This window comes from Nocardia sp. IFM 10818 (genome assembly GCF_054655275.1).
The window spans coordinates 628,496-650,792 of sequence record NZ_BAAHJH010000001.1; the positions used below are offsets into that span (position 1 = coordinate 628,496).

The 22,297-nt window shown below is 68.4% G+C and carries 21 protein-coding genes; 13 read left to right on the forward strand and 8 right to left on the reverse strand.

The annotated features are described in order from the left end of the window. The first annotated feature begins 1 nt into the window (after nucleotide 1). From hsaC to ACYQ5L_RS03080, 3 genes are all read left to right on the forward strand, one after another. On the forward strand, nucleotides 2-901 hold the full coding sequence (hsaC, locus tag ACYQ5L_RS03070; protein WP_459955314.1) for an iron-dependent extradiol dioxygenase HsaC: 900 nt from the start codon (nucleotides 2-4) through the stop codon (nucleotides 899-901). 23 nt (nucleotides 902-924) lie between these two features. Then, nucleotides 925-1,503 (forward strand): 3-hydroxy-9,10-secoandrosta-1,3,5(10)-triene-9,17-dione monooxygenase reductase subunit, encoded by a 579-nt coding sequence (hsaB, locus tag ACYQ5L_RS03075; RefSeq protein WP_459955316.1) that lies wholly within the window; start codon nucleotides 925-927, stop codon nucleotides 1,501-1,503. 134 nt (nucleotides 1,504-1,637) lie between these two features. After that, nucleotides 1,638-2,372: an SIR2 family NAD-dependent protein deacylase gene (locus ACYQ5L_RS03080; RefSeq protein WP_459955317.1), complete on the forward strand. Its 735-nt coding sequence runs from the start codon at nucleotides 1,638-1,640 to the stop codon at nucleotides 2,370-2,372. A gap of 5 nt (nucleotides 2,373-2,377) precedes the next feature. Here ACYQ5L_RS03080 and ACYQ5L_RS03085 read toward each other — a convergent pair whose 3' ends face one another. After that, the gene (locus tag ACYQ5L_RS03085; RefSeq protein WP_459955318.1) at nucleotides 2,378-3,130 is read right to left on the reverse strand and encodes a DUF427 domain-containing protein; all 753 of its coding nucleotides are present in this window, start codon (nucleotides 3,128-3,130) and stop codon (nucleotides 2,378-2,380) included. 161 nt (nucleotides 3,131-3,291) lie between these two features. On the opposite strand from ACYQ5L_RS03085, the gene ACYQ5L_RS03090 reads away from it, so the two are divergent. Beyond that, nucleotides 3,292-4,689 carry an amino acid permease gene (locus ACYQ5L_RS03090; RefSeq protein WP_459955320.1) on the forward strand — a complete coding sequence of 466 codons (1,398 nt, stop codon included), beginning with the start codon at nucleotides 3,292-3,294 and terminating at the stop codon, nucleotides 4,687-4,689. Nucleotides 4,690-4,776: 87 nt separating this feature from the next. After that, nucleotides 4,777-4,980, forward strand: coding sequence for a hypothetical protein (locus tag ACYQ5L_RS03095; RefSeq protein WP_459955321.1), 204 nt, complete (start codon nucleotides 4,777-4,779; stop codon nucleotides 4,978-4,980). 18 nt (nucleotides 4,981-4,998) lie between these two features. On the opposite strand, the gene ACYQ5L_RS03100 is transcribed toward ACYQ5L_RS03095, so the two are convergent. The 5 genes from ACYQ5L_RS03100 to ACYQ5L_RS03120 form a co-directional block, all read right to left on the reverse strand. Next, the gene (locus ACYQ5L_RS03100; RefSeq protein WP_459955323.1) at nucleotides 4,999-6,042 is read right to left on the reverse strand and encodes an acyl-CoA dehydrogenase family protein; all 1,044 of its coding nucleotides are present in this window, start codon (nucleotides 6,040-6,042) and stop codon (nucleotides 4,999-5,001) included. Between the two features lie 223 nt (nucleotides 6,043-6,265). Beyond that, entirely contained in the window at nucleotides 6,266-7,381 is a 1,116-nt protein-coding gene (locus tag ACYQ5L_RS03105; protein ID WP_459955325.1) for an acyl-CoA dehydrogenase family protein, read from the reverse strand. Between the two features lie 17 nt (nucleotides 7,382-7,398). After that, the gene (locus ACYQ5L_RS03110; RefSeq protein WP_459955327.1) at nucleotides 7,399-8,529 is read right to left on the reverse strand and encodes an acyl-CoA dehydrogenase family protein; all 1,131 of its coding nucleotides are present in this window, start codon (nucleotides 8,527-8,529) and stop codon (nucleotides 7,399-7,401) included. After that, complete coding sequence (locus ACYQ5L_RS03115) at nucleotides 8,530-9,438, reverse strand: enoyl-CoA hydratase (protein WP_459955329.1); 909 nt, start codon at nucleotides 9,436-9,438, stop codon at nucleotides 8,530-8,532. After that, entirely contained in the window at nucleotides 9,435-10,982 is a 1,548-nt protein-coding gene (locus ACYQ5L_RS03120; RefSeq protein ID WP_459955331.1) for a FadD3 family acyl-CoA ligase, read from the reverse strand. Before ACYQ5L_RS03120 ends, ACYQ5L_RS03115 begins: the two co-directional genes overlap by 4 nt. Before the next feature lie 136 nt (nucleotides 10,983-11,118). On the opposite strand from ACYQ5L_RS03120, the gene ACYQ5L_RS03125 reads away from it, so the two are divergent. The 8 genes from ACYQ5L_RS03125 to ACYQ5L_RS03160 all read left to right on the forward strand — a co-directional run bounded on the left by ACYQ5L_RS03125 (nucleotide 11,119) and on the right by ACYQ5L_RS03160 (nucleotide 20,316). Further along, a complete protein-coding gene (locus ACYQ5L_RS03125; protein WP_459963308.1) occupies nucleotides 11,119-12,321 on the forward strand; it encodes an acyl-CoA dehydrogenase family protein in 1,203 nt (400 codons plus the stop codon). After that, the gene (locus tag ACYQ5L_RS03130; RefSeq protein WP_459955332.1) at nucleotides 12,318-13,112 is read left to right on the forward strand and encodes an SDR family oxidoreductase; all 795 of its coding nucleotides are present in this window, start codon (nucleotides 12,318-12,320) and stop codon (nucleotides 13,110-13,112) included. The genes ACYQ5L_RS03125 and ACYQ5L_RS03130 overlap by 4 nt, the downstream gene beginning before the upstream one ends. A 228-nt stretch (nucleotides 13,113-13,340) precedes the next feature. After that, nucleotides 13,341-14,099: a hypothetical protein gene (locus ACYQ5L_RS03135; RefSeq protein ID WP_459955333.1), complete on the forward strand. Its 759-nt coding sequence runs from the start codon at nucleotides 13,341-13,343 to the stop codon at nucleotides 14,097-14,099. A gap of 325 nt (nucleotides 14,100-14,424) precedes the next feature. Next, entirely contained in the window at nucleotides 14,425-15,036 is a 612-nt protein-coding gene (locus ACYQ5L_RS03140) for a TetR/AcrR family transcriptional regulator (protein WP_459955334.1), read from the forward strand. Nucleotides 15,037-15,127: 91 nt separating this feature from the next. After that, nucleotides 15,128-16,279 carry an acetyl-CoA C-acetyltransferase gene (locus ACYQ5L_RS03145; RefSeq protein WP_459963309.1) on the forward strand — a complete coding sequence of 384 codons (1,152 nt, stop codon included), beginning with the start codon at nucleotides 15,128-15,130 and terminating at the stop codon, nucleotides 16,277-16,279. 169 nt (nucleotides 16,280-16,448) lie between these two features. Next, nucleotides 16,449-18,281 carry a multicopper oxidase family protein gene (locus ACYQ5L_RS03150; RefSeq protein ID WP_459955335.1) on the forward strand — a complete coding sequence of 611 codons (1,833 nt, stop codon included), beginning with the start codon at nucleotides 16,449-16,451 and terminating at the stop codon, nucleotides 18,279-18,281. A gap of 21 nt (nucleotides 18,282-18,302) precedes the next feature. Further along, nucleotides 18,303-18,809, forward strand: coding sequence for a YbaB/EbfC family nucleoid-associated protein (locus ACYQ5L_RS03155; protein ID WP_459955336.1), 507 nt, complete (start codon nucleotides 18,303-18,305; stop codon nucleotides 18,807-18,809). A 124-nt stretch (nucleotides 18,810-18,933) separates the two neighbouring features. Next, on the forward strand, nucleotides 18,934-20,316 hold the full coding sequence (locus ACYQ5L_RS03160; RefSeq protein WP_459955338.1) for a uracil-xanthine permease family protein: 1,383 nt from the start codon (nucleotides 18,934-18,936) through the stop codon (nucleotides 20,314-20,316). Between the two features lie 4 nt (nucleotides 20,317-20,320). Here the strand turns inward: ACYQ5L_RS03160 and ACYQ5L_RS03165 are convergent, their stop codons facing one another. Together ACYQ5L_RS03165 and ACYQ5L_RS03170 are read right to left on the reverse strand one after the other, a co-directional pair. Then, nucleotides 20,321-21,328: a cation diffusion facilitator family transporter gene (locus ACYQ5L_RS03165; protein WP_459955339.1), complete on the reverse strand. Its 1,008-nt coding sequence runs from the start codon at nucleotides 21,326-21,328 to the stop codon at nucleotides 20,321-20,323. Between the two features lie 101 nt (nucleotides 21,329-21,429). Beyond that, on the reverse strand, nucleotides 21,430-22,287 hold the full coding sequence (locus tag ACYQ5L_RS03170) for a metallophosphoesterase family protein (protein WP_459955341.1): 858 nt from the start codon (nucleotides 22,285-22,287) through the stop codon (nucleotides 21,430-21,432). Nucleotides 22,288-22,297: the final 10 nt, after the last annotated feature.

Sequence of the window (22,297 nt, forward strand, 5' to 3'; positions counted from 1 at the left end):
CATGGGGATCAAGGCACTGGGGTACATGCGCATCGAGGCCACCGATATGGCGGCCTGGCGCGAGTACGGCCTGAAGGTGCTCGGCATGATGGAGGGCGACGGCCCCGATCCGGACGCGCTCTACCTGCGCATGGACGAGTTCGCCGCGCGCCTGGTGATCGTGCCCGGCGAGCAGGACCGGCTGCTGGTCTCGGGCTGGGAAGTCACCGACGCGCCTGCGCTGCAACGGCTTCGGGAGACCCTGTCCAAGGCCGGCGTGGCCTACGTCGAGGGCACCAAGGAGGAGCTGGCCGAGCGCCGCGTCGAGGGCATGATCCGATTCCAGGACCCCTCCGACAACACCCTGGAGGCGTTCCACGGCGCGCAGTACGTCGGCCGCCGGTTCGTGAGCCCCTACGGCCACAAGTTCGTGACCGCCGAGCAGGGCCTCGGGCACGTGGTGCTCACCTGCACCGATGATGCTGCCGCACAGGCGTTCTACCAGGATGTGCTGGGCTTCCGGCTGCGTGACTCCATGCGGCTGCCCCCGCAGCTGGTGGGACGCCCCGCCGACGGCGATCCGGCGTGGCTGCGGTTCTACGGCTGCAATCCGCGCCATCACGCGCTGGCCTTCCTGCCGCTGCCCAATCCGACCGGCATCGTGCACCTCATGGTCGAGGTGGAGAACTCCGACGACGTCGGCCTCTGCCTGGATCGCGCGCTGCGCAAGAAGGTGAAGATGTCGGCCACTCTGGGCCGGCACATCAACGACAAGATGCTGTCGTTCTACATGAAGACCCCCGGCGGCTTCGATATCGAATTCGGTTGCGAGGGCCTGGAAGTCGAAGACGAGTCGTGGATCGCCCGGGAGTCCACCGCGGTGAGCCTGTGGGGCCACGACTTCTCGATCGGGTTCAAGTAGCGATGACGGACGGGGCGGAGAACATGACAACGACAGACGCGCAACCGGTCATCGACCCGCGGGCGTTCCGGAATGTGCTGGGCCAGTTCTGCACCGGCATCACCGTCATCACCACCTTCGGCGAGGACGGCGCCCCGATCGGCTTCGCCTGCCAGTCCTTCGCCGCCCTGTCCCTCGAACCGCCGCTGGTCCTGTTCTGCCCCACCAAAGGCTCCCGCTCCTGGGCGGCCATCGAGCGCAGCGGCACCTTCTGCGTCAATATCCTCGCCGAGGAACAACAGCCCGTCTGCGCCCGCTTCGGCTCCCGCGAACCCGATAAGTTCGCCGGAATCTCCTGGCGCACATCGGACCTGGAGCTCCCGCTCCTGGACGACGCCCTCGCCACGATCCAGTGCACTGTGGACCAGGTCGTCGACGGCGGCGATCACTACATCGTGATCGGCCGAGTGCAGGCCCTGTCGGAGTCCACCGACTCCGGCAGGCCGCTGCTCTTCTACCGGGGCCAATACACCGCCATCGAACCGGAGAAGACCACCCCCGCGCCCTGGCGCGCGGACCTCGAGCACTTCCTCACCACGACCACGCTGGACACCTGGCTGTGAGGTAGCTTCCCCTCGAATCGACGATGGCCCCCGCGTAATCCGCGGGGGCCATCGCTGTTGCGGGTGGTCCGGTCGTGACGCCCTGAGTGAAATGCTCTGGCTCGCCGTGACCGGACGGGACTACCCTCGGGCGAGTGACGGACTGGCGCACTCGCAAGGGCCCGATCGGCGTACTGACCGGTGCGGGGATTTCGACGGATTCCGGGATTCCGGATTTCCGTGGGCCGCGCGGGGTGTGGACCAAGGATCCGATTGCGGAGTTGCTGTCCACGTATCAGAACTATGTGGCGGATCCGGAGTTGCGGGTGCGGGCGTGGCTGGCGCGGCGGGACAATCCGGCGTGGCAGGCGCGGCCGAATGCGGCACACGAGGCGTTGGTGCGGCTGGCGGGTGAGCGTGAGGTCGGGATCATTACGCAGAACATCGACCGGCTGCATCAGCGGGCCGGGTCGGCGACCGTGGTGGAGATCCACGGGAATATGTTCGAGGTCGTCTGTATCGACTGCGATTTCACCGTGTCCATGGCGGCGACGCTGGAGCGGGTGGCGGCGGGGGAACCGGATCCGGACTGCCCGGATTGCGGCGGCATTCTGAAGGCGGGGGTGGTCATGTTCGGCCAGCAACTGGATTCGGACGCCATCCGCGCGGCGGTGGAGATCGCCGAGCGCAGCGCCATCTTCCTGGCCGTGGGCACTTCGCTGCAGGTCGAACCGGCCGCGTCCATGTGCGCGGTGGCGGTGGATGCGGGCGCCGACCTGGTCATCGTGAATGCCGAGCCGACGCCCTATGACCCGTACGCCGCCGAGGTGGTGCGCGACCCGATCGGGGTCGCGCTACCGCGGCTGGTCTCGGAAATCCTGGGGGAGTAGCGGATTCAGCTGAACGGGCTCTGCGGCCGGGCCTGCAGTTCGCCGTCCACCCAGATGTCGACCTTCTCGTTGTAGAAGCAGGCCAGGCCCGCGATCTTCTGGCTCTCCGGCAGCGGGGTGCGGTAGATCCACACCAGATCCGGGTACTCGTTCTCGCCGATCCGGATATTCCAGTATTCGGCGGTGCCCTTGTACGGGCATTGGGACGTGGTGTCCGAAGGCCGCAGCAGATCCATGCGGACATCGGTGAGCGGCAGGTAGTAGCGCGGCGGCAGCCCGGTCTCGAACAGGATGCGCGGCGCGTGCGAATCGGCGACCGTCTGCCCGTCGATCTCCACGCGGATGTGCCGGGAGCTGCCGAGGATGTCGACGCGGCTGTAGGGATCGCGGGGGTGGACGTAGATGGGCTCGTCCTCCTCGAACCACTCGTCCATGGCGTCGAACTTCAGCCGGACCAGATCGCGCAATGCCTCGATGGGGGAGTCCGGATAGCGCACGGCCGCGCCCGCCGCGACGGCCCCGTCGGCCACCACGTCGAATTCGAGGCCTTCGCCGCGCTCCGCGGAGGTGCGGCTCGCGCCCGTCGGTTCGAGCTTGGCACGCAGATCGGCGGCCGGCAGGTAGTAGGTCGGATAGTAGGGGTGCTCCCACACCAGCCGGGGGCTGCTGGAATCGGCGACCAGCTGGCCGCCCAGGTAGACGCGCACTCGCTTGGCGCACGGTTCGACGCGTACCTGCCCCGTCTTCGGCTCGGTCATGGGTTCGACGGTACTCCCGTTCGGAAGCGGCAGGCGGGGAACAGAATTCGGGCATTACAGGGGTATCGGAAGGCTACCGGGCGCACCTGCGATTTTTATAGCCTGACCAGCCCCGATATGGTGTTCGGGCAACACTCGAGCAACATGAAGGTGGCGGTCAGATGTCGGAACCGAGCAGCACCGAGCAGCAAGGGCTGCGGACCGGACTGCGCCGTCGCCATATGACCATGCTGGCCATCGGCGGCGCCATCGGCGCCGGCCTGTTCGTCGGCAGCGGCTCGGTGATCGGCACCGCCGGTCCCGCCGCCATCCTGTCCTACGCCGCCGCCGGACTGCTGGTGCTGTGCGTCATGCGCGCCCTCGGCGAGATGGTGGTGGCCCGGCCGGTGGCCGGCTCGCTGGCCGAATACTCGCGCATGGCCCTCGGCCCGTTCGCCGGGTTCACCATCGGCTGGCTGTACTGGTACCTCTACGTCATCCTGGTCGGCGCGGAAGCGGTCGCCGGGGCGGCCATCCTGGCGAGCTGGATCGATCTGCCGCAGTGGGTGCTCTCGGCCGGGCTGCTCATCGTCATGACAACGGTCAACCTGGTGTCGGTGAAGTCCTTCGGCGAATTCGAGTTCTGGTTCGCCTCCATCAAGGTCGTCGCCATCGTGCTGTTCCTGGTGATCGGCGCCGCCTGGGTCTTCGGCCTGTGGCCCGACGCCGAGGCCGGTTTCGGCAACCTCACCGCCTTCGGCGGCTTCGCCCCCAATGGCGTCACCGGCATCTTCTCCGCCATCGTCATCGTCATGTTCGCCTTCGGCGGCACCGAGATCGTGACCGTCGCCGCGGCCGAATCGCGGGAGCCGGGCCAGGCCGTGGCCCGCGCCACCAACAATGTGCTCTGGCGCGTGGGCCTGTTCTACGTGGCCTCGATCTTCCTGGTCGTGACCATCCTGCCGTGGAACGACGCCCAGGTCCTGAAGAGCCCGTTCGTCAGCGCTCTGGACCGCATGGGCGTCCCGGCCGCCGGCACCATCATGGAGGTCGTCATCCTGACGGCCGTTCTCTCGGTGCTGAACTCGGCCATCTACGTCTCCTCCCGCATGCTCTACGTGCTCACCCGCGACGGCGACGCCCCCGCTTCCCTGGTCAAGGTCAACAAGCGCGGCGTCCCGGCCCGCGCCGTCCTGCTCGGCACGGTCGCCGCCTGGGGCGCGGTCATCGCCTCCTACGTCTCCCCGGACAAGGTCTTCAACTTCCTGGTCAGCTCCATCGGCGTGGTCCTGGCCTTCGTCTACCTGGCCATCATGTTCTCCCAGTTGCGCCTGCGCGCCCGCCTCCGCCGCGAGGACCCCTCGGCCCTCACCTACCGCATGTGGGGCTACCCGTACATCAGCTGGGCGGTCATCATCGCCATCTTCGCCGTCTTCGTCGCCATGGCCACCAAGGACGACCAGCGCTACCAGCTGATCGCGGCCACGGTCAGCCTGCTGATCGTCGCCGCCGTCTACCCCTTGCGCGCCAAGTTCGGTCGCAAGGCCCCGGTCCGCGAGGTCGAGGTCCTGCAACACTGACGTGAACACCGATTGGCCCGCAAGGGATTGCGGGCCAACGGAATTCGGGTCATGCGCGGTTCCACGCCCCTTGGCTAGTTTGTGCTCATGATCACGACAGCTCGCACCCTCATCACCGGCGCCCTGCTGGCGGCCGCCGCCGTCGTATCGATGGCGACCGCATCCGCCGAACCGCTCGAACTCGAGCCGCAGCAACAGGATCGGGCGGCGACGCCGATCAACTGCGACCCGAACAACTGGAACCAGTGGGCGTGCCTGTTGAGCGGCTCGTCCTCGCTCTCCGCCAAGTAGTACCCGGGTATCGCCCGGCTAGGCCGGGCGCGCGAGCGGGCGTGCGGGTGCGCCGAACAACCGGGCGTCCCCGTGCGCGCGCTTGAAGAACAGGTGCGCGTCGTGCTCCCAGGTGATGGCGATACCGCCGTGCATCTGCACCGTTTCGGAGACAACGGCATTCAGCGCGGTGGTGGCGTGCAGGCGGGCGGCGGCGATATCGATCGCTTCCGCGGTGCCCTCGGCCAGGCCCGAAATCGCGAGATAGGCCAGCGAGCGCGCGGATTCCACCTGGACGTACATATCGGCCATGCGGTGCTTGAGGGCTTGGAAACTGCCGATGGGACGGCCGAACTGCACGCGGGACTTGCTGTACTCGACCGTCATCTCGAGGCAGCGATCCGCCGCGCCGACCTGTTCGGCGGTGACGGCGGCCCAGGCGATGTCCCGCAGCCGTGAGATATCGACGGAGCCGAGCGCGGTGGCGGGCGCCGACTCGAAGGTAATGGTGGTGAGCCGCCGCGTCGGGTCCATGGTGGGAACCGCCGTCCGGGTCACGCCTGCGGCACCGCCGTCCACCTCGAACAGACCGTCCGCGGTGAGCACCAGCAGGGTGTCCGCGTAAGTGCCGTCGAGCACGTAATGTGCGGTGCCGGACAGCTTTCCGCTCTCAGCGCGCACGCCGAACGCATCCCAGCCCCGCGCCCCGGCCCAGCACACCGCGAGGGTGCGGGCGCCTTCCGCGACCTCGGGCAGCAGCCGCTCGTTCGCCTCGGCGTTTCCGGCCAGCAGCAACGCCTGTACGCCCAGGACGGCCGACCCCAGCATGGGCGGAGCAGACAGTGTACGGCCGAGTTCCTCAATCACCAGCAGTGATTCGACCAGACCCGCGCCAACGCCGCCGAACTCCTCCGGAATGGCAAGCGCCGCAACGCCGACCTGCTCGCACAGCAGCGCCCACAACTGCTCGTCATAACCGCGCTCGCCTTCCAGACCTCGACGCATGGCGGCGCTGTCGCCGTGCTTGGCCAGCACCGCGCGCACGGTCGTCGCGAGTTCCTGCTGCTCACCCGTGATGCTCATGCTTCCGATCCCATCGACTCGTGCTGGTTCACACCCGAAGTTGCTGGTTCACACCCTGTTCGGGCGGTCGGCAGGAAATCGCCGACCCGATGGGGCGTGGCCGACCAGGGGGCGTGGGTGGGCACGCGGCGGCTGCCGTGGCCCCGGGCCTGCTTGCGCGGCAGCGGCCGGTGCATCGCATCCGTGGCATACGGGCCTGCGGAATTCGTTGTGAGCCCCGAGGTCATGCGGCCGCTCCAGGGGAGGGCGCGCGGAGTGCGGTGGCGATCCGCGCACGATGGAAGGCCGGTGTGCCCCAGGCCGAGCGGATTGCGGTGACCTTGGTCAGCCAGAGGGACAGGTCGCATTCGGCGGTGTAGCCGATGGCGCCGTGCACCTGCAGGGCGGTGCGGGCCGCTTGATAGGCCGCTTCGCCGCAGGCCAGCTTGGCTGCCGAGACGTCGCGGGCGCGGAGCTGCGCATCGGCGTCGTCCTGGAGGGTCAGGGCGGCGCGGTAGAGCAGGGGCTGGGCCATGTCGAGGCCGATGAGGACATTGGCCAGGTGGTGCTTGATGGCCTGATATTGACCGATCGGCTTGCCGAACTGGTGACGCTGCTTGACGTAGTCGACGCTGGTGTCGAGCAGGGCGCGGCTCGCGCCGAGCAGTTGTGCCGCCGCAGCGAGAGCGCCTGTGTCGAAAGCTTTTTCGACGGCCTCGGCCACGCCTTCGCCTTCGGCGAGGACTTCGCCGGCGCTCACGGAGAACAGGCGGCGGGCCGCATCGATGGACTTCGCCCGCTCGCCGGTGACCGCGAGGGCGACGCGGTCCTCCTCGGCGATCAGGACCAGGTCGGCGACATCGGCGTCGAGAGCCACGAGTTCACCCGAGGCGGCGCGTGCACTGACTCCCCGCACCGCGCTCACTCCCGCCGTGGCTCCACCGGTGGCCATGCGCGCATCCGTGGTGAGACCGGCCTTCGGGGAAACGGCGAGGGTGCCGAGCTTCGCGCCCTCGGCGAATTGGGGGAGCCATTCGGCGGCTGCCGCACCATACGGAAGGGCTTGCAGCAGTGCGGGAAGCGCCGCGGCGGTTTCCACCAGGGGGCCGGGTGCGGCGGAGCGGCCGATTTCGGTGAAGGCCACGATCATGTCGACGGGGCCGGCGCCGAAGCCGCCGTTGTCCTCGGAAATGGTCAGGCCCATGGCTCCGGCCTCGGCGAGCTGGTTGATCAGGGCTCGTCCGGCGGCGTGATCGCCTGCGCCCCAGGAGCGTACGACGCCCGGCGTCTTGGCGGCCTCGCTCATTTTGCGCAGGCTGGCGGCGAAATCGATTTGTTCTGCGGTCAATGCGAATCGCATGTCGTCCTCCGGGGGTCTCAGCGCGGCAGGCCGAGCAGGCGTTCGGCGATGATATTGCGCTGGATCTCGTTGGTGCCCGCGTAGATCGGGCCGGCCAGCGAGAACAGGTAGCCGTCGGTCCAGGGGGATTCCTGTTCGCCGGCGGCGCCGTGGATTTCCAGGGCGGTTTCGTGCATGGCGATGTCCAGGTCGGACCAGAACACCTTGTTCACCGAGGATTCCGCGCCCAACTGGCCGCCTGCGGCGAGCCGGGTGACGGTGGCCCAGGTGTTCAGGCGATACGCCTCGGCGCCGACCCAGGCGTCGACGACGCGGTCGCGGACGGCGGTGTCGGACTCGGAAGCCATTGTGCGCCACAGGTCGATGAGCTTGGCGGCGGTGGCATTGAAGCGGCCCGGACTGCGCAGCGACAGGCCGCGCTCATTGCTGGAGGTGGCCATGGCGACCTTCCAGCCGTTGTTCGGCTCGCCGATCACGTCCTGATCGGGGACGAACACATTGTCCAGGAAGATCTCCGCGAATCCGGGCTCGCCGTCCAGCTGTGGGATGGGGCGCACGGTGATGCCCTCGGCCGTCAGCGGGAACATGAGATAGGTGAGGCCGCGGTGCCGTTCGGCCTCAGGATCGCTGCGGAACAGGCCGAAGCCCCAATCCGCGTAGGAGGCCCGGGAACTCCAGGTCTTCTGGCCATTGAGGAGCCATCCGCCCTCGGTGCGCCGCGCGGTGGACCGGATCCCGGCCAGATCGCTGCCCGCCTCCGGCTCGGACCAGGCCTGCGCCCAGATGTCCTCGGCGCGCGCCATTCTCGGCAGGATACGGGCCAGCTGCTCAGGGGAGCCGTGCTCGAACAGGGTGGGCGCGAGCAGGAAGATCCCGTTCTGCGAGACCCGCCCCGGCGCTCCGGAGGCGTAGTACTCCTCTTCGAACACCACCCATTCCGTCAGCGACGCATCGCGCCCGCCGTACTCCGCGGGCCAGGCGACGCAGGACAGCCGGGCCTCGGCCAGCGTGGCCTCCCATCGCCGGTGCGCCTCGAAACCCTCGGCGGTGTCCATGGACGGCAGGGGAGTGGCGGGCACATTGGCCGCCAGGAACTCGCGCACCTCGCGGCGGAATTCCTCGGTCGCGGCATCGAATTCGAGATCCACTTACTTCGCCCCGTTCTGCTCGGTGCCGGAGGTGCGGCCCGCCGTGGCATCCGCGGCGGCCTTCATGGACTTGGCGTTCATGCCGCCGAGAGAGTCGGCGCCGACCTCGGCATTGTGGGCGTGCGCGAAGTGGTGCAGCCCGAACACCGAATCCATGCCGGCGCGCATCCCCATCAGGTCCTCGCACTGGTTGACGGCCTTCTTGGTCAGCGCCAGCCCGAATTGCGGCATCTCCACGATCTTCTCGGCCAGCGCGAAGGTCTGGGCCTCCAGTTCGGCGCGCGGCACGACGCGGTTGACCATGCCCCATTCGTAGGCCTGCGCCGCGGTGAAGCGCTCACCGGTGAACAGGATCTCCTTGGCCCGCCGCGGCCCCAGCACCCACGGGTGCGCGAAGTACTCGACGCCCGGAATGCCCATGCGCACCACCGGATCGGAGAAGAAGGCGTCCTCGGCGGCCACGATCATGTCGCAGGACCAGGCCAGCATGAGCGCGCCCGCGATGCAGGCGCCCTGCACCATGGCGATGGTCGGCTTGGGAATCTCCCGCCACCGCCGGCACATGCCCAGGTAGACCTCGGTCTCCCGGGCGAACCGCTGGTCGCCGCCGGGCCGGTCGGTGTGGTCCCACCACAGCGCGGCCTTGTTCTCGTACGCGACGTGATGGTCGCGCCCCGGGGTGCCGATGTCGTGCCCGGCGCTGAAATGCTTTCCGGCCCCGGCCAAGACGATCACCTTCACCTCGGCGTCCTCGACGGCCCGCACGAAGGCGGCGTCGAGCGCGTAGGTCATGACCGAGTTCTGCGCATTGCGGTAGTCCGGCCGGTTCAGCGTGACGACCGCGATCGGCCCGCGCTTCTCGTAGCGAACAACCTCACCCTCATCGGGAACGGACCCCGGATTGCTCACGCCTTCTCCTCACGTAGTTGCCGCTTGAGCACCTTCCCGGCGGCGCTGTAGGGCAGTTGGTCGCGGAACTCCACGAACCGCGGCACCTTGAAGTTGGCCAGCAGCGTCTTGGCGTGCGCCACCACGTCTTCCGTGGTCAGCGTGGCGCCGGGCCTGCGCACCACGAACGCCTTGCCGACCTCGCCCATGCGCTCGTCCGGCACCCCGATGACCGCGGTCTCGGCGACGCCGTCCAGCCGCGCCAGCGCCTGCTCCACCTCGGCGGGGTACACATTGAACCCGCCGGAGATGTACATGTCCTTGAGCCGGTCGGTGATCTTGAGATAGCCGCGCTCGTCGATGACGGCCACATCGCCGGTGTGCAGCCAGCCGTCCCGGTCGATGGTGTCGGCGGTGGCCTGCGGATCGTCGAGGTAGCCGAGCATCACCTGCGATCCGCGGATGAGCAGCTCGCCATTGTCGGCCAGCTTGATCTCGAAGTCCCCGATGGCGCGGCCACAGGTATTGGCGATGGTCTCGGCCGAATCCTCGGGCCGGCACATGGTGCCGAAACCGCCGGACTCCGACAGCCCGTAGGCGGTGAGTACCACATCGAATTGCAGTTCGGTGCGCATTCTTTCGATGAGCACCACCGGCACCGTCGCCGCACCGGTGACGGCGACCCGCAGCGTGGACAGATCGGCCTCGTGCCGCGCGGGATGCTCGAGAATGGTCTGGTAGATGGTCGGCGGCCCGGTGAGCACGGTAATGCGCTCGTCGTGCACCAGCCGCATGGTCTCCGGCACGTCGAAGGTGGCCTGCGGGACGATGGCCGCGCCGGTCACCAGGCACGCGAGAATGCCCGCCTTGTAACCGAAGTTGTGGAAGAACGGCGGCACCACCAGATAGCGGTCCGCGCTGTTCAGGGTCGCGCACTCCGACCACGCGCGGGCGCCGCCGAGCGCCTGCCGGTGCGCGATCAAGGTGCCCTTGCTGCGCCCGGTGGTCCCGGAGGTGAACAGGATGTCGGAAAGATCGTCCGGCGCTACCGATTCCGCGCGCGCGACGGCGTCCTCGACGCTGACGGCCTCGGCCAGCTTGCCCAATTCGGACCAGGCGATGGCGTTCTCGACCGGCTCCTCCCGCTCCACGGGCATGACGATCACGGTGTCGATGGCCAATTCCGGTGCGGCCGCCCGCAGTTCGCCCAGCCGATCGCGGCCCAGGAAGGTTCCCGCGATGAACAGCGCCTTGGCATTCACCCGCGCCAGCACGTCCGCCGCCTCGTCGGCCACGTACCGGGTGTTCAGCGGCACGATCACCGCCCCCGCGTAATGGGTGGCCAGTACGGCCGTCACCCAGTGGTGGGTATTGGGCGCCCAGATGCCGATCCGATCGCCGCGCCGCACCCCCCGCGCCAGCAGCGCGCGCGCCGTCTCACGGACCGAGTCGAGCAATTGCGTCCAGGTCAGCCGCACGGCACCGTCGCAGACGGCGGGGGCCGAGCCGAAGGTGGCGGCCGCATCGTGCAGCGCGAGCGGGGTGGTCTGCGGTGGGGATGTCACGGGGTCTCCGAGCGTCCGGGAACGGATCTAACAAAGCAAGTGCTTGGTAGGTTACTCTACGGGGGTGAGCATGATCCAGACCCCCGAACCGGACAGCGGGACGACCAGCCCCGCGGTGGCCGCAGCGAGCTGCGACATGGATGCCGTGCAGCTCGCCGCGGATGAGGCGAACTTTCGCTCCGAAGTGCGGGAATGGCTGGCCGAGAACCTGAATGGGCAGTTCCGCGAACTCCGCGGACTGGGTGGTCCGGGCCGCGAGCACGAGGCCTTCGACGAGCGCCTGGAATGGGATCGGGCGCTGGCCGCCGCGGGCCTCACCTGCCTGGGCTGGCCCCGGGAATGGGGCGGCCGCGACGCCACCCTGCGGCAGCAGGTCATCTTCCACGAGGAGTACGCCAAGGCCGATGCGCCCAGCCGCGTCTCGCATCTGGGCGAGGAACTGCTCGGCCCGACCGTGCTGGCCTTCGGCACCGAGGAGCAGAAGCGCCGCTTCCTGCCCGGCATTCGCAATGTCACCGAGCTGTGGTGCCAGGGCTACTCCGAGCCCGGCGCCGGCTCGGATCTGGCGGCCGTCAGCACCTCGGCGTACCTGGACGGCGACGAATGGTCGATCACCGGCCAGAAGATCTGGACCTCGCTGGCGCACCTGGCCGACTGGTGCTTCGTGGTGGCCCGCACCGAGAAGGGTTCGCAGCGTCACCACGGCCTGTCCTACCTGCTGGTGCCCATGAAGCAGCCCGGGATCGAGGTGCGCCCGATCATCCAGCTCACCGGGACAGCGGAATTCAACGAGGTCTTCTTCGACAATGCCCGCACCGCAGCCGATCTCGTCGTCGGGCAGCCCGGCGACGGGTGGAAGGTCGCCATGGGCACGCTCACCTTCGAGCGCGGCATCTCCACCGTCGGGCAGCAGATCCGCTATGCGCGCGAGCTCGCCGATCTGGAAGCGGTGGCGCGCAAGAACGGCGCATTCGAGAATCCGGTGCTCGCCGAGCGCTTCGACACCGCCTGGGTCGGCCTGCGCGTGCTGCGCGCACATGTGCTGCGCACCCTCGAATCCGGTCACGACGGCGCGTCCGTCGATGCCCGCACCGCCGCCGGTCAGGCGTCGGTCACCAAACTGCTGTGGGCCAACTGGCATCGCGGCCTGGGTGAGCTGGCCATGGACGTGCTGGGCGCGCCCGGCCTCATCGCCGACGCCCCGGGCGCGGATCTCAATGCCTGGCAGCGGCTTTTCCTCTTCACCCGTTCCGACACCATCTACGGCGGCTCGAACGAGGTGCAGCGCAACATCATCTCCGAGCGTGTGCTCGGTCTACCCCGGGAGGCTCGTCCGTGACGGATCTGTCCATCGCTCCTGAAATCACCGGCGGGCACAACCTGCTGGCCGGCAAGACCGCGGTCGTCACCGCGGCGGCCGGCACCGGCATCGGTTCGGCCACCGCGCGCCGCCTGCTCGCCGAGGGCGCCGATGTGGTGATCTCCGACTGGCACGAGCGCCGGCTGAAGGAGACCGAGGAGGCGCTGACGGCCGAATTCCCCGACCGCCGAATCGCTTCCGTGCCGTGCGATGTGAGCAGCACCGAACAGGTGGACGCGCTCGTCGCCGCGGCCGCGCAGGCGCTGGGCCGCATCGACATCATGGTCAACAATGCCGGTCTCGGCGGTGAGACGCCGGTGATCGACATGACCGACGAGCAGTGGGACAAGGTTCTCGACATCACCCTCAACGGGACCTTTCGATGCACCCGCGCGGTGCTGAAGTATTTCCGCGACGCCGGTCACGGCGGCGTGATCGTCAACAATGCCAGCGTCCTGGGCTGGCGCGCCCAGCACGGGCAGGCCCACTACGCCGCCGCCAAGGCCGGGGTCATGGCGCTGACCCGGTGCAGCGCGGTGGAGGCCGCCGAATACGGCGTGCGCGTCAATGCCGTGGCGCCGAGCATCGCCCGGCACGCCTTCCTCGACAAGGTCACCTCCGGCGATCTGCTGGACCGGCTCGCCGCCGGTGAGGCCTTCGGCCGCGCCGCCGAACCGTGGGAGGTGGCCGCGACCATCGCCATGCTCGCCAGCGACTACACCACCTACCTCACCGGTGAAGTGGTTTCCATTTCCAGTCAGCGGGCCTGATTTCGCGATTTCGGATTTGCGTCGTTGATTTCGCTTCGGCGCAACCGAATTCCTGCGTTCGGGGTGATGTGGAAAGCCGTGTCACCGAGTAGCAGATTTCCTCACTGCCGCGTTCCGAGGGGGCGCGGCAGTGTGTATTTCGGCCGAGGCGGAAAATGGCTGGCGCGCGGGTGGTGCCATTGTGCAATCCTGGTTTAGGCCGGTTCCGCTAGTCGAAGGGCGCGACCCATGGGTCCGGATCGCCGAACACAAGCAGCCCACGAACCCCACGAAGAACTGGAACTCGAACTCGAGCTCGTGCGCGAGGTCGTTTTGGCGCGCCGAAGACTCGACAATGTCGTGCTGGCGGCATTGACCCTGGGTGCGGAATTGCTCGATCACGATTCCGAGCGCGCGACAGCCATGCGCGCCGCGCAGATCCTGGAACAACACGCGGTCGACGAGGGCGAGGTCTCCCGCGACCCCAAGGCCGCGCTACGCCGCGACATGGTCCGCGACCGCGAACGCGCCCGTCGCATCGGCCTGGCCCGGGAATCCCTGCAAGGCCTGTCCGAGACCGAGAAGCGCCGCCGCAAACAGACGGCCCTGCTCTGCGAGGTACGCGCCGACCTCCTGGAAGTGGTTCGCCAATGCCGCCGCCTCCGCTTCGACCACACCGCCTTCGCCGACGGCATAGCCCAGGGATTGTGCGCCGCCACGGACAAATTGGTGGTTGGAGCAGATATGGAGACATATCGGGCATGGCAGCGCGGCATGGTCCTCAAGATCAGCGAAATCCCCACCCAGGACGGCGGCCTCCCCCGCGCCATGGCAACCGTCGACGCCGGGCCGGGCCGCGAACCCCTCACCGTCGAATGGGACAGCCCGGAACGCCGCCTCGCCCTGGTGGCCCGCATGGCCAGAGCCGGAATCTCCCCCGTGGTCATCTGTGACCGCCTACTCGCAGACCTGTCGATGTCCTCGCCCCTGCGCTACTCGATCCGCTGATCTTGCGCGACGCTCGTGGGCCCGAGCGACCGTGGGCCAGGGCCGGAGCCCCGGAGGTGGTTGGGGCCAGGGTCGGAGCCTCGAGTGTGGTTGGGGCCAGGGTCGGAGCCTCGAGTGCAGTGGGGGCCAGGGTCGGAGCCTCGAGTGTGGTTGGGGCCAGGGCCGGAGCCTCGAGTGCAGTGGGGGCCAGGGCCGGAGTCCCGAGTGCAGTTGGGGTCAGGGGCGGAGCCCCGAGGGTAGTTGGGGGTTCGGGGGCGAAGCCCCTGAGAGTCCCGAGAGTTGAGCCAGGCTCGACCAAGCAAATGCTTGGTTGTATATTGGGGCGGTGACCCCACCAGAAAAGCGCGACCCCGGCTCGGCTCGCCGTAGCGAGCTGCTCGGCTTGGCCGCCACTCTGTTCGCCGAGCGCGGACTGCGCGCCACCACGGTTCGCGATATCGCCGATGCGGCGGGGATTCTATCGGGGAGTCTCTACCACCACTTCGATTCCAAGGAAGCCATGGTGGACGAAATCCTCCGCGGCTTCCTCGACGACCTCTTCGGACGCTACCGCGAGATCGTCGCCGCCGGGCTCAGCGCCCGCGACACGCTCGAAGCACTGGTGACCGCGTCCTACGAATCCTTCGATCACTGGCATGCGGCCGTGGCCATCTACCAGGCCGAGGCCAAACGCCTCAGCGGCACACCGCGGTTCGGCTACATCGACGACTACAACAAGGAGTTCCGGGAGCTGTGGCACCGGGTGCTCACCCAGGGCGTCGCCGACGGCAGCTTCCGCCCCGAGATGGACATCGAACTGGCCTACCGATTCCTGCGCGACACCGTGTGGGTCTCGGTGCGCTGGTATCAGCCCGGCGGCCGCATCACCGTCGACAGCCTGGCCAAGCAATACCTCACCATCGTGCTCGACGGGCTCACCAACCCGTCGAGCAGATGACAACTCTCGTGACCCTCGGGGGCTTCGCCCCTGAAACCCCAAGCAGTAGGAGCTTCCCATGTCCGCACCGTCCCGCCGCCAGTATTCGCCGATGCGGGAGGCGTACGTGATCGACGCCGTGCGCACTCCGGTCGGCAAGCGCGGCGGCTCGCTCGCCGATGTGCATCCGGCCGATCTGGGCGCGGCGGCGCTGCGCGGACTGCTGGGCCGCAACAAGATCGACCCCACCGCCGTCGACGATGTGGTGTTCGGCTGCTGTGACACCATCGGCCCGCAGGCCGGCAATATCGCCCGCACCGCGTGGCTGGCGGCCGGCTATCCGGAGTCGGTGCCGGGCGTGACCGTGGACCGGCAGTGCGGTTCCTCGCAGCAGGCCATCACCTTCGGCGCGCAGGCCATCATGTCCGGCACCGCCGAGGTGATCGTGGCCGGCGGCGTGCAGAACATGAGCGCCATCCCGATCTCGGCGGCCATGCTGGCGGGCCGGCAGTACGGTTTCGACGCGCCGTTCGTCGGCGCCGACGGCTGGGATCACCGCTACGGCACCGGTGAAGTGTCGCAGTTCAATTCGGCCCACATGATCGCCGAGAAGTGGGATATCAGCCGCGTCGACATGGAGCAGTGGGCGCTGCGCAGCAATGAGCGCGCCCGCAAGGCCATTGTCGAGGGCAAGTTCGAGAACGAGATCGTGCCGGTGCGCGACTTCTGGATCGACGAGACGCCGCGCGAGACCAGCATGGAGAAGATGGCGGGACTCGAGCCGCTCGCGAAGGGCAGTCGGATCACGGCCGCGGTGGCCAGCCAGATCTCCGACGGTTCCGCCGCCACGCTGCTCGCCTCGGAGTGGGCGGTCCAGGAGTACGGGCTGACTCCGCGGGCGCGCATCCATCACGTGAGCGCGCGCGGCGCGGATCCGATCCTCATGCTCACCGCGCCGATTCCGGCCACCAAGTGGGCGCTCGAGAAGACCGGTCTCACCATCGGCGATATGGACGTCATCGAGATCAACGAGGCATTCGCCTCGGTGGTGCTGGCCTGGATCAAGGACACCGGCGCGGATCCGGAGCGGGTGAACGTCAATGGCGGCGCCATCGCGCTGGGCCATCCGCTGGGCGCGACCGGCGCCAAGCTGTTCGCCTCGCTGCTGCACGAGCTGGAACGGGTCAACGGCCGCTACGGTCTGCTCACCATCTGTGAGGGCGGCGGCACCGCCAATGTCACGATTATCGAGCGGCTCGGCTGAAATCGTCTGAGCCACAGCTGATATGCGGTCCGCGCACCGATTTCCGGTGCGCGGCCGCCATCATTTTGTGTCCGTAATGCCGTTTTAGCCCCATCCGATAGACCAGTTGAATAACGAAAAAGCGCTGCCCCGGATGCCGTGAGTATTCAGGGGAGAGAATCAACTGATCATGAACGCGAACCTGCCCAGACGGGGGTTCCTCCTGGGGGCTCTCGGAATTCTCGGGCTCGGCGTCACCGCCACCGCGGGGGCCGATCCCGTTCCCCTGCCGCCCCCGCCGATTCCGATCCCGCCGCTGCCGCCGCCGCCCCTCACCCCGCTGAACTATCACTCCCCGCCGCTGCAGCCGTTCGTCGATGCCCTGCCCATCCCCGAAACCATCCCGGCCGCCGGGGAATTGGCCGCCACCGCCGATATTCACCGCTACCACCGGGACCTGCCGGAAATCCGCAGCTGGGGATTCTCCCGCCCGGTGCTCGGCCCGAATCTGGAGGCCAGGAGAGATCGGGTGGCGCGCATCGCCTTTCCGCAACGGCTCGGCGAGCATGTGCTGCCCTCGCACGTCGACGTGACCATGCACGGCGTGACCGACCTCGACCGCACCGATCCCCGCTTCACCGTGCACCTGCACGGCGGCGCGAACGCGCCCGACGCCGACGGGCATCCGCTCATCGGCTGGCGCAACGGCGGCCGACCGAGTTTCACGTACACCAATCGGCAAGAGGCGGCGACGCTCTGGTACCACGACCACGCCATGGGCATCACCCGGCTCAATATTCAGGCCGGGCTGGCCGGAATGTACTACGTGCGCGATGAATTCGACACCGGCGCCGCGGACAACCCGCTCGGCCTGCCCAGCGGCGAGTTCGAGATCCCGCTCATCGTCCAGGACCGCACCTTCAATGCCGACGGCAGCATCCAGCCCATGGTCGGGGTCTATATTCCGGAGGGCTACAACCAATCCGGCCAGCTGGGCGACGTGGCCTGCGTCAATGGCATGGTCTGGCCGTGGCTCGGCGTCCGCCGCACCCTGTACCGGTTCCGGCTGCTGAACGGGTCCAACTCCCGGCCCTACATTTTCGAGTTCTCCAATGGCATGCCCTTCTTCGCCATCGGCGGCGATCTGGGCCTGCTCGACGCCCCCGTGCCCACGACCTCGATTCGCGTGAGTCCCGGTGAACGCGTGGACCTGCTGGTGGATTTCAGCGGGCTGCCCGACGGCACGGCGGTCGAGCTGATCAATACCGCGCTCAATGACCTCGGCAATACCATCTTCATGGTCCCCGAACTCCGGAACATCATGCGCTTCACCGTCTCCGGGACCGGACCGCCGGCCGTCGTGCCGCCGGTGCTGCGCGGCCGCGACGGGCTGCCGGAGGCGCTCGAACCGATCTACTCGCCGGAATCCGTCCGCGTCATGACCCTCATGGGCCTCAATGACGATTCCCGTTCGGCGGCGGTCTTCCCGACCATGATGTCGCTCAACAACCTGCCGTTCCTCAGCTCCGATATCGATATGGCCCGGGCGGGCACCACCGAACGCTGGGACATCGTCAACTGCACGCCCTTCGATCACCCCATCCACATCCACCTGGCCCGGATGCGGGTGATCAGCCGCCAGCCCATCCTCACCTTCGCCTACTGGCTGGCCAACTACCCGCCGGCCTTCGGCATCCGCTGGGCGCCGCCCGCCGACGCCCACGCCCTGGGGCCCGAACAACTGCCTCCGCCTTGGGAACTCGGCTGGAAGGACACCGTCGAATGCCCGACCGACACCATTACCCGCGTCCTGGTGCGCTGGCCGTCGGTGGAGGAACTCGGCTTCGATCCGGACGCCGCCATTCCCGTGCCCGCCGGGGCCGAGGCCATCGCGCCGTCGGGAACCCATGGCGCGGACCATCTCTCGGGGCACGAGCAGATCCGCGGCTATGTCTGGCACTGCCACAACCTCGACCACGCCGACCACGACATGATGCAGCAGGTGCGGATCACGACGGAGTGAGCGGATGCCGGGAATCCGGCCGTGAGAAGCGCGACGCCGGACTATCAATGGGCTATGCCGGTGCGGGGACGGTTCGAGGAGATCGGGCGCAAGGCCCGGCGGGTGCAGGAGGCCGTCGATCGGGTGCGGGGCGGCGCGCGCGTGGGCGGGGTGCGGATCGAGGTGGCGGCCGACGGGCGGATCACCGAGCTGGAATTGCCGGACCCGGCTGTGGCGCAGGCGATTCTGTTCGCGCACGAGAAGGCGCTGCGGCAGGCGCGCGAACGCGCGGGGGAGTTACGACGGGAATTAACGGATGATCCCGCCGTGGCGGAGGCGATGCGGCGGTTCCTCGCGGCCGAGGGCACCACTGGCGATCGGACCGGGGCCGCTGGCGATCGGGCCGGGGCCGCCATCGGCGATCGGGCCGGGTCGCAGGACCGCGCCGGGAGCGTGGCGGCGCGGCCGGTGACCGATCCCGATGATGATCCCGGCTACGAGAATCCGTACGCGCTGCCGCCGGAGGTGCGGCGGCGACTGGGGATGTAGGCGGATCGTCGAATCGAGCACAGCGCGCCGCGCCCTCGGTGCGGTGATAAACCGAACGGTTGCTCGCCTACGATGTCGGGGATTATCCGACCTGGTAGAAAGCGACGACACTATGGACCTCGGCGTGCGCTGGACTCTGCACGGCGACGGGCGAACTCCCGCGCCGGGCGCGGTGGTGAAGCCCGATGAGCGGCTGTCCTGGCCGCGCACCTTCGGGCTGGGCGCCCAGCATGTGGTGGCCATGTTCGGGGCCAGCTTCGTGGCGCCGGTCCTCATGGGTCTGGATCCCAATCTGGCGATCATGATGTCCGGTGTCGCCACGGCGGTATTCCTGCTGGCCACCAAGGGCCGGGTGCCGAGCTACCTGGGCTGCTCGCTGTCGTTCGTCGGCGTGGCGGCGGTGATCCGCGCCCAGGGCGGCGGCAGCGCCGCGGTCACCGGCGCCTGCCTGGTGGTCGGGCTGGCGCTGTTCCTGGTCGGCCTGGCCGTGCAGCGGTTCGGAGCGCGCATCATTCACGCCGCCATGCCGCCGGTGGTGACCGGTGCGGTGGTCATGCTGATCGGCTTCAATCTGGCCCCGGTGACCGCCTCCACCTACTGGCCGCAGGACCAGTGGACGGCGCTGTTCGTCATGCTGTTCACCGGTCTGGCGGTGGTCGCGCTGCGCGGATTCTTCTCGCGCATCGCGATCTTCCTCGGCCTGGTCTTCGGTTACGGCCTGTCCTGGGTACTGGACCGGGTCTTCGGCAAGATCCACTCGGCCGACGGCAGCGGCGCGGTGAGCGACCACTGGCGGCTCGACCTCTCCGGTGTGTCCCAGGCGAATTGGATCGGGCTGCCCGATTTCCACGCCCCGGCCTTCGAATGGTCGGCCATCCTGGTGGCGCTGCCCGTGGTGATCGCGCTGGTCGCCGAGAACGCCGGCCATGTCAAGGCGGTCGGCGAGATGACCGGCCGCAATCTCGACGACAAGCTCGGCACCGCCATCGCGGCCGACGGCGCCGCCTCCATGCTCTCCACCGCGGTGGGCGGCCCGCCCAACACCACCTACTCCGAGAACATCGGCGTCATGGCGGCCACCCGCGTCTACTCCACCGCCGCCTATTGGGCCGCGGCCCTGTTCGCGCTGCTGTTCGGCCTGTGCCCGAAGTTCGGCGCGGTGGTGGCGGCCATTCCCGGCGGCGTGCTGGGCGGCATCACCGTCATCCTCTACGGCATGATCGGCCTGCTCGGCGCGCAGATCTGGACCAATGCCAAGGTCGATCTGCGCAATCCGCTGAATCTGGTCCCGGCCGCGGCCGGCCTGATCATCGGCATCGGCAATGTGAGCATCGAGTTCACCGAGAACTTCACCCTCAGCGGTATCGCGCTGGGCACGCTGGTGGTCATTACCGGCTACCACGTGCTGCGGCTGTTCGCCCCGGCGCACTTCAAGGTGGAGGAGCCGCTGCTGGACGAGGGCACCTCGTCCTACGACGAACCGTCCGAGCCCAAGTCCGACCGCTGAACCGTCAGCCGCGGGATTCGGCGTAACCGGTCGCGGTGTGCGAGGGGCCGTGGGACTGCTCGCAGTGCGAGGAGGTCTCGCGGCCCAGTGCCAGCACGCCGGGCGTGGCGTGATCGACCTGCAGGGTGGCGTGGTCGATGTGGAAGTCGTGGGCGAGGAAGTGCGCCAGGTCTTCCCGGACCGCGTGGCAGTCGCTGCCGGGCTCGACCAGGACGTGCGCCGACAGCGCGGGGGAGCCGGAGGTGATCTCCCAGATGTGCAGATCGTGCACCTCCACCACGTGCTCGCGGGCGGCCATGGCCGTGCCGATGGCGACCGGATCCAGGCCCTCGGGCGCGGCCTCCAGGAAGATCCGGGTGGAGGCGCGGACCAGGTCGACGCCGGCCTTCACCATGAGGGCCACCACGATCATGGTGGCGATGACGTCCGCCTGCACGAAGCCGGTGAGCATGATGACCGCACCGGCGACCGCGGTGGCGATGAAGCCGTAGAGGTCATTGAGAATGTGCTGGTAGGCGCCCTCCACATTGAGGCTGGTGCGGTTGGCGCGATTGATCATGAGGGTGGCGATGAGATTGACCACCACGCCGATCAGGGCGGTGACCAGCACCAGGCCGCCGGTGACCTCGGGCGGCTCGAATAGTCGGCGGACGGCCTCGTAGGTGAGCCAGGCGGCCAGCAGCAACAGGGTCGCGCCATTGGCGAAGGCGGAGAGGATCTCCACCCGCTTCCAGCCGAAGGTCATGCGGCCCGCGGCCGGGCGGGCGGCCAGGCGGATGGCCCACAGCGCCAGCACGATGGAGGCCGCGTCGGTGAGCATGTGCGCGGCGTCGGAGAGCAGGGCCAGGGAGCCGGAGATGACGCCGACGACCACCTCGCCCGCCATGAAGACGACGATCAGCGCGAGGGCTCCGGCCAGCCAGCGCTTATCGCTGTCGGCCGTGGCGCCGTGCGTATGGCCGTGGCCGTGCGAATGCCCGTGATCGTGACCGTGCGCGTGTCCTGCACCCACCGTGTTCTCCCTTCGTGCAACCGCAGGCGATCATATGCACACATCACTATGTATGCAAGGTCAGTGGACATCCGCCCAGCGTGCACGGTGTGAGCCGGCGCTCACCCGGCGCGGGATTCCGCCAATTCCGTGGTGGCACAAGGAAGTTGCAGCACCGTCCAGGACTGCTCGGCCCGATAGCCCGGATGGCTGGAGGCGTCCGGATCCGCGCCCAGGCCCTCCACTCGCGTCCACCGCCCATCCCCGCAGGCAATGGTCTCGGTATAGCGGAAATGCAGGTGACCGTGGAAGTGCAGGCTCGGCTGCAGCGTCTCGACCACCAGCTGGATCCGATCCTGGTTCGGGAAGCATTCCGGCCGGTCCTTGCGGTTGAACTTCGGCTCGGTGGCCCGCGGCTTGTCGTGGGTGAGCAGCACGTCGACCGGGGCACTGTCCGCGATCAGCAGCGCGTCCAGCTCCGCATCGGTCATCTCCTCCTCCGGAAACCACAGCGTCCCCGCCGTCATCGGCCGCCGCGAGGACCCGTACCCCCGCCGCCGCGCGGCCTGCTCCTCCTTGCGCGCCTCCCGCGCCAGCCGCCACCCCTTGTCCGTCGACCGCGCCCCGCCGAAAGCCGCGAACCGCGTCCCCTCCCAGGTCCACCGATGCCCCCGCGGCGCGTACCGCACGAACTTCCGGCACACCAGAAACCCCTCCCCATCCCGCCGCTCGTCGTACATCTCGTGCAGCAGCGAGGACTTGTCGTGATTCCCGTCCAGGAAGTACACCGTCACCCCGGCCTTCTTGGCCGCCCGATTCACCACGTCGAAGTACCGCCGCCCCGACGGCATGTGCTCCCACGCCCCGAAATCTCCCACCGAGAACATGCGCGCACAGTTCTCCCGCACCGCGACCTGCACCATCGCCAGCGCATGACTGGTGTTCCCGTGGAAATCCCCGACAATCAGCACATTCCCCATCGACCCATGG

Bases quoted from the DNA above. Each gene is read 5' to 3' on its own strand.
- hsaC (WP_459955314.1), top strand. From the start codon at position 2: ATGGGGATCAAGGCACTGGGGTACATGCGCATCGAGGCCACCGATATG.
- hsaB (WP_459955316.1), top strand. From the start codon at position 925: ATGACAACGACAGACGCGCAACCGGTCATCGACCCGCGGGCGTTCCGG.
- ACYQ5L_RS03085 (WP_459955318.1), bottom strand. From the start codon at position 3,130: ATGACCGAGCCGAAGACGGGGCAGGTACGCGTCGAACCGTGCGCCAAG.
- ACYQ5L_RS03090 (WP_459955320.1), top strand. From the start codon at position 3,292: ATGTCGGAACCGAGCAGCACCGAGCAGCAAGGGCTGCGGACCGGACTG.
- ACYQ5L_RS03095 (WP_459955321.1), top strand. From the start codon at position 4,777: ATGATCACGACAGCTCGCACCCTCATCACCGGCGCCCTGCTGGCGGCC.
- ACYQ5L_RS03100 (WP_459955323.1), bottom strand. From the start codon at position 6,042: ATGAGCATCACGGGTGAGCAGCAGGAACTCGCGACGACCGTGCGCGCG.
- ACYQ5L_RS03105 (WP_459955325.1), bottom strand. From the start codon at position 7,381: ATGCGATTCGCATTGACCGCAGAACAAATCGATTTCGCCGCCAGCCTG.
- ACYQ5L_RS03125 (WP_459963308.1), top strand. From the start codon at position 11,119: ATGGATGCCGTGCAGCTCGCCGCGGATGAGGCGAACTTTCGCTCCGAA.
- ACYQ5L_RS03135 (WP_459955333.1), top strand. From the start codon at position 13,341: ATGGGTCCGGATCGCCGAACACAAGCAGCCCACGAACCCCACGAAGAA.
- ACYQ5L_RS03145 (WP_459963309.1), top strand. From the start codon at position 15,128: ATGCGGGAGGCGTACGTGATCGACGCCGTGCGCACTCCGGTCGGCAAG.
- ACYQ5L_RS03150 (WP_459955335.1), top strand. From the start codon at position 16,449: ATGAACGCGAACCTGCCCAGACGGGGGTTCCTCCTGGGGGCTCTCGGA.
- ACYQ5L_RS03170 (WP_459955341.1), bottom strand. From the start codon at position 22,287: ATGGGGAATGTGCTGATTGTCGGGGATTTCCACGGGAACACCAGTCAT.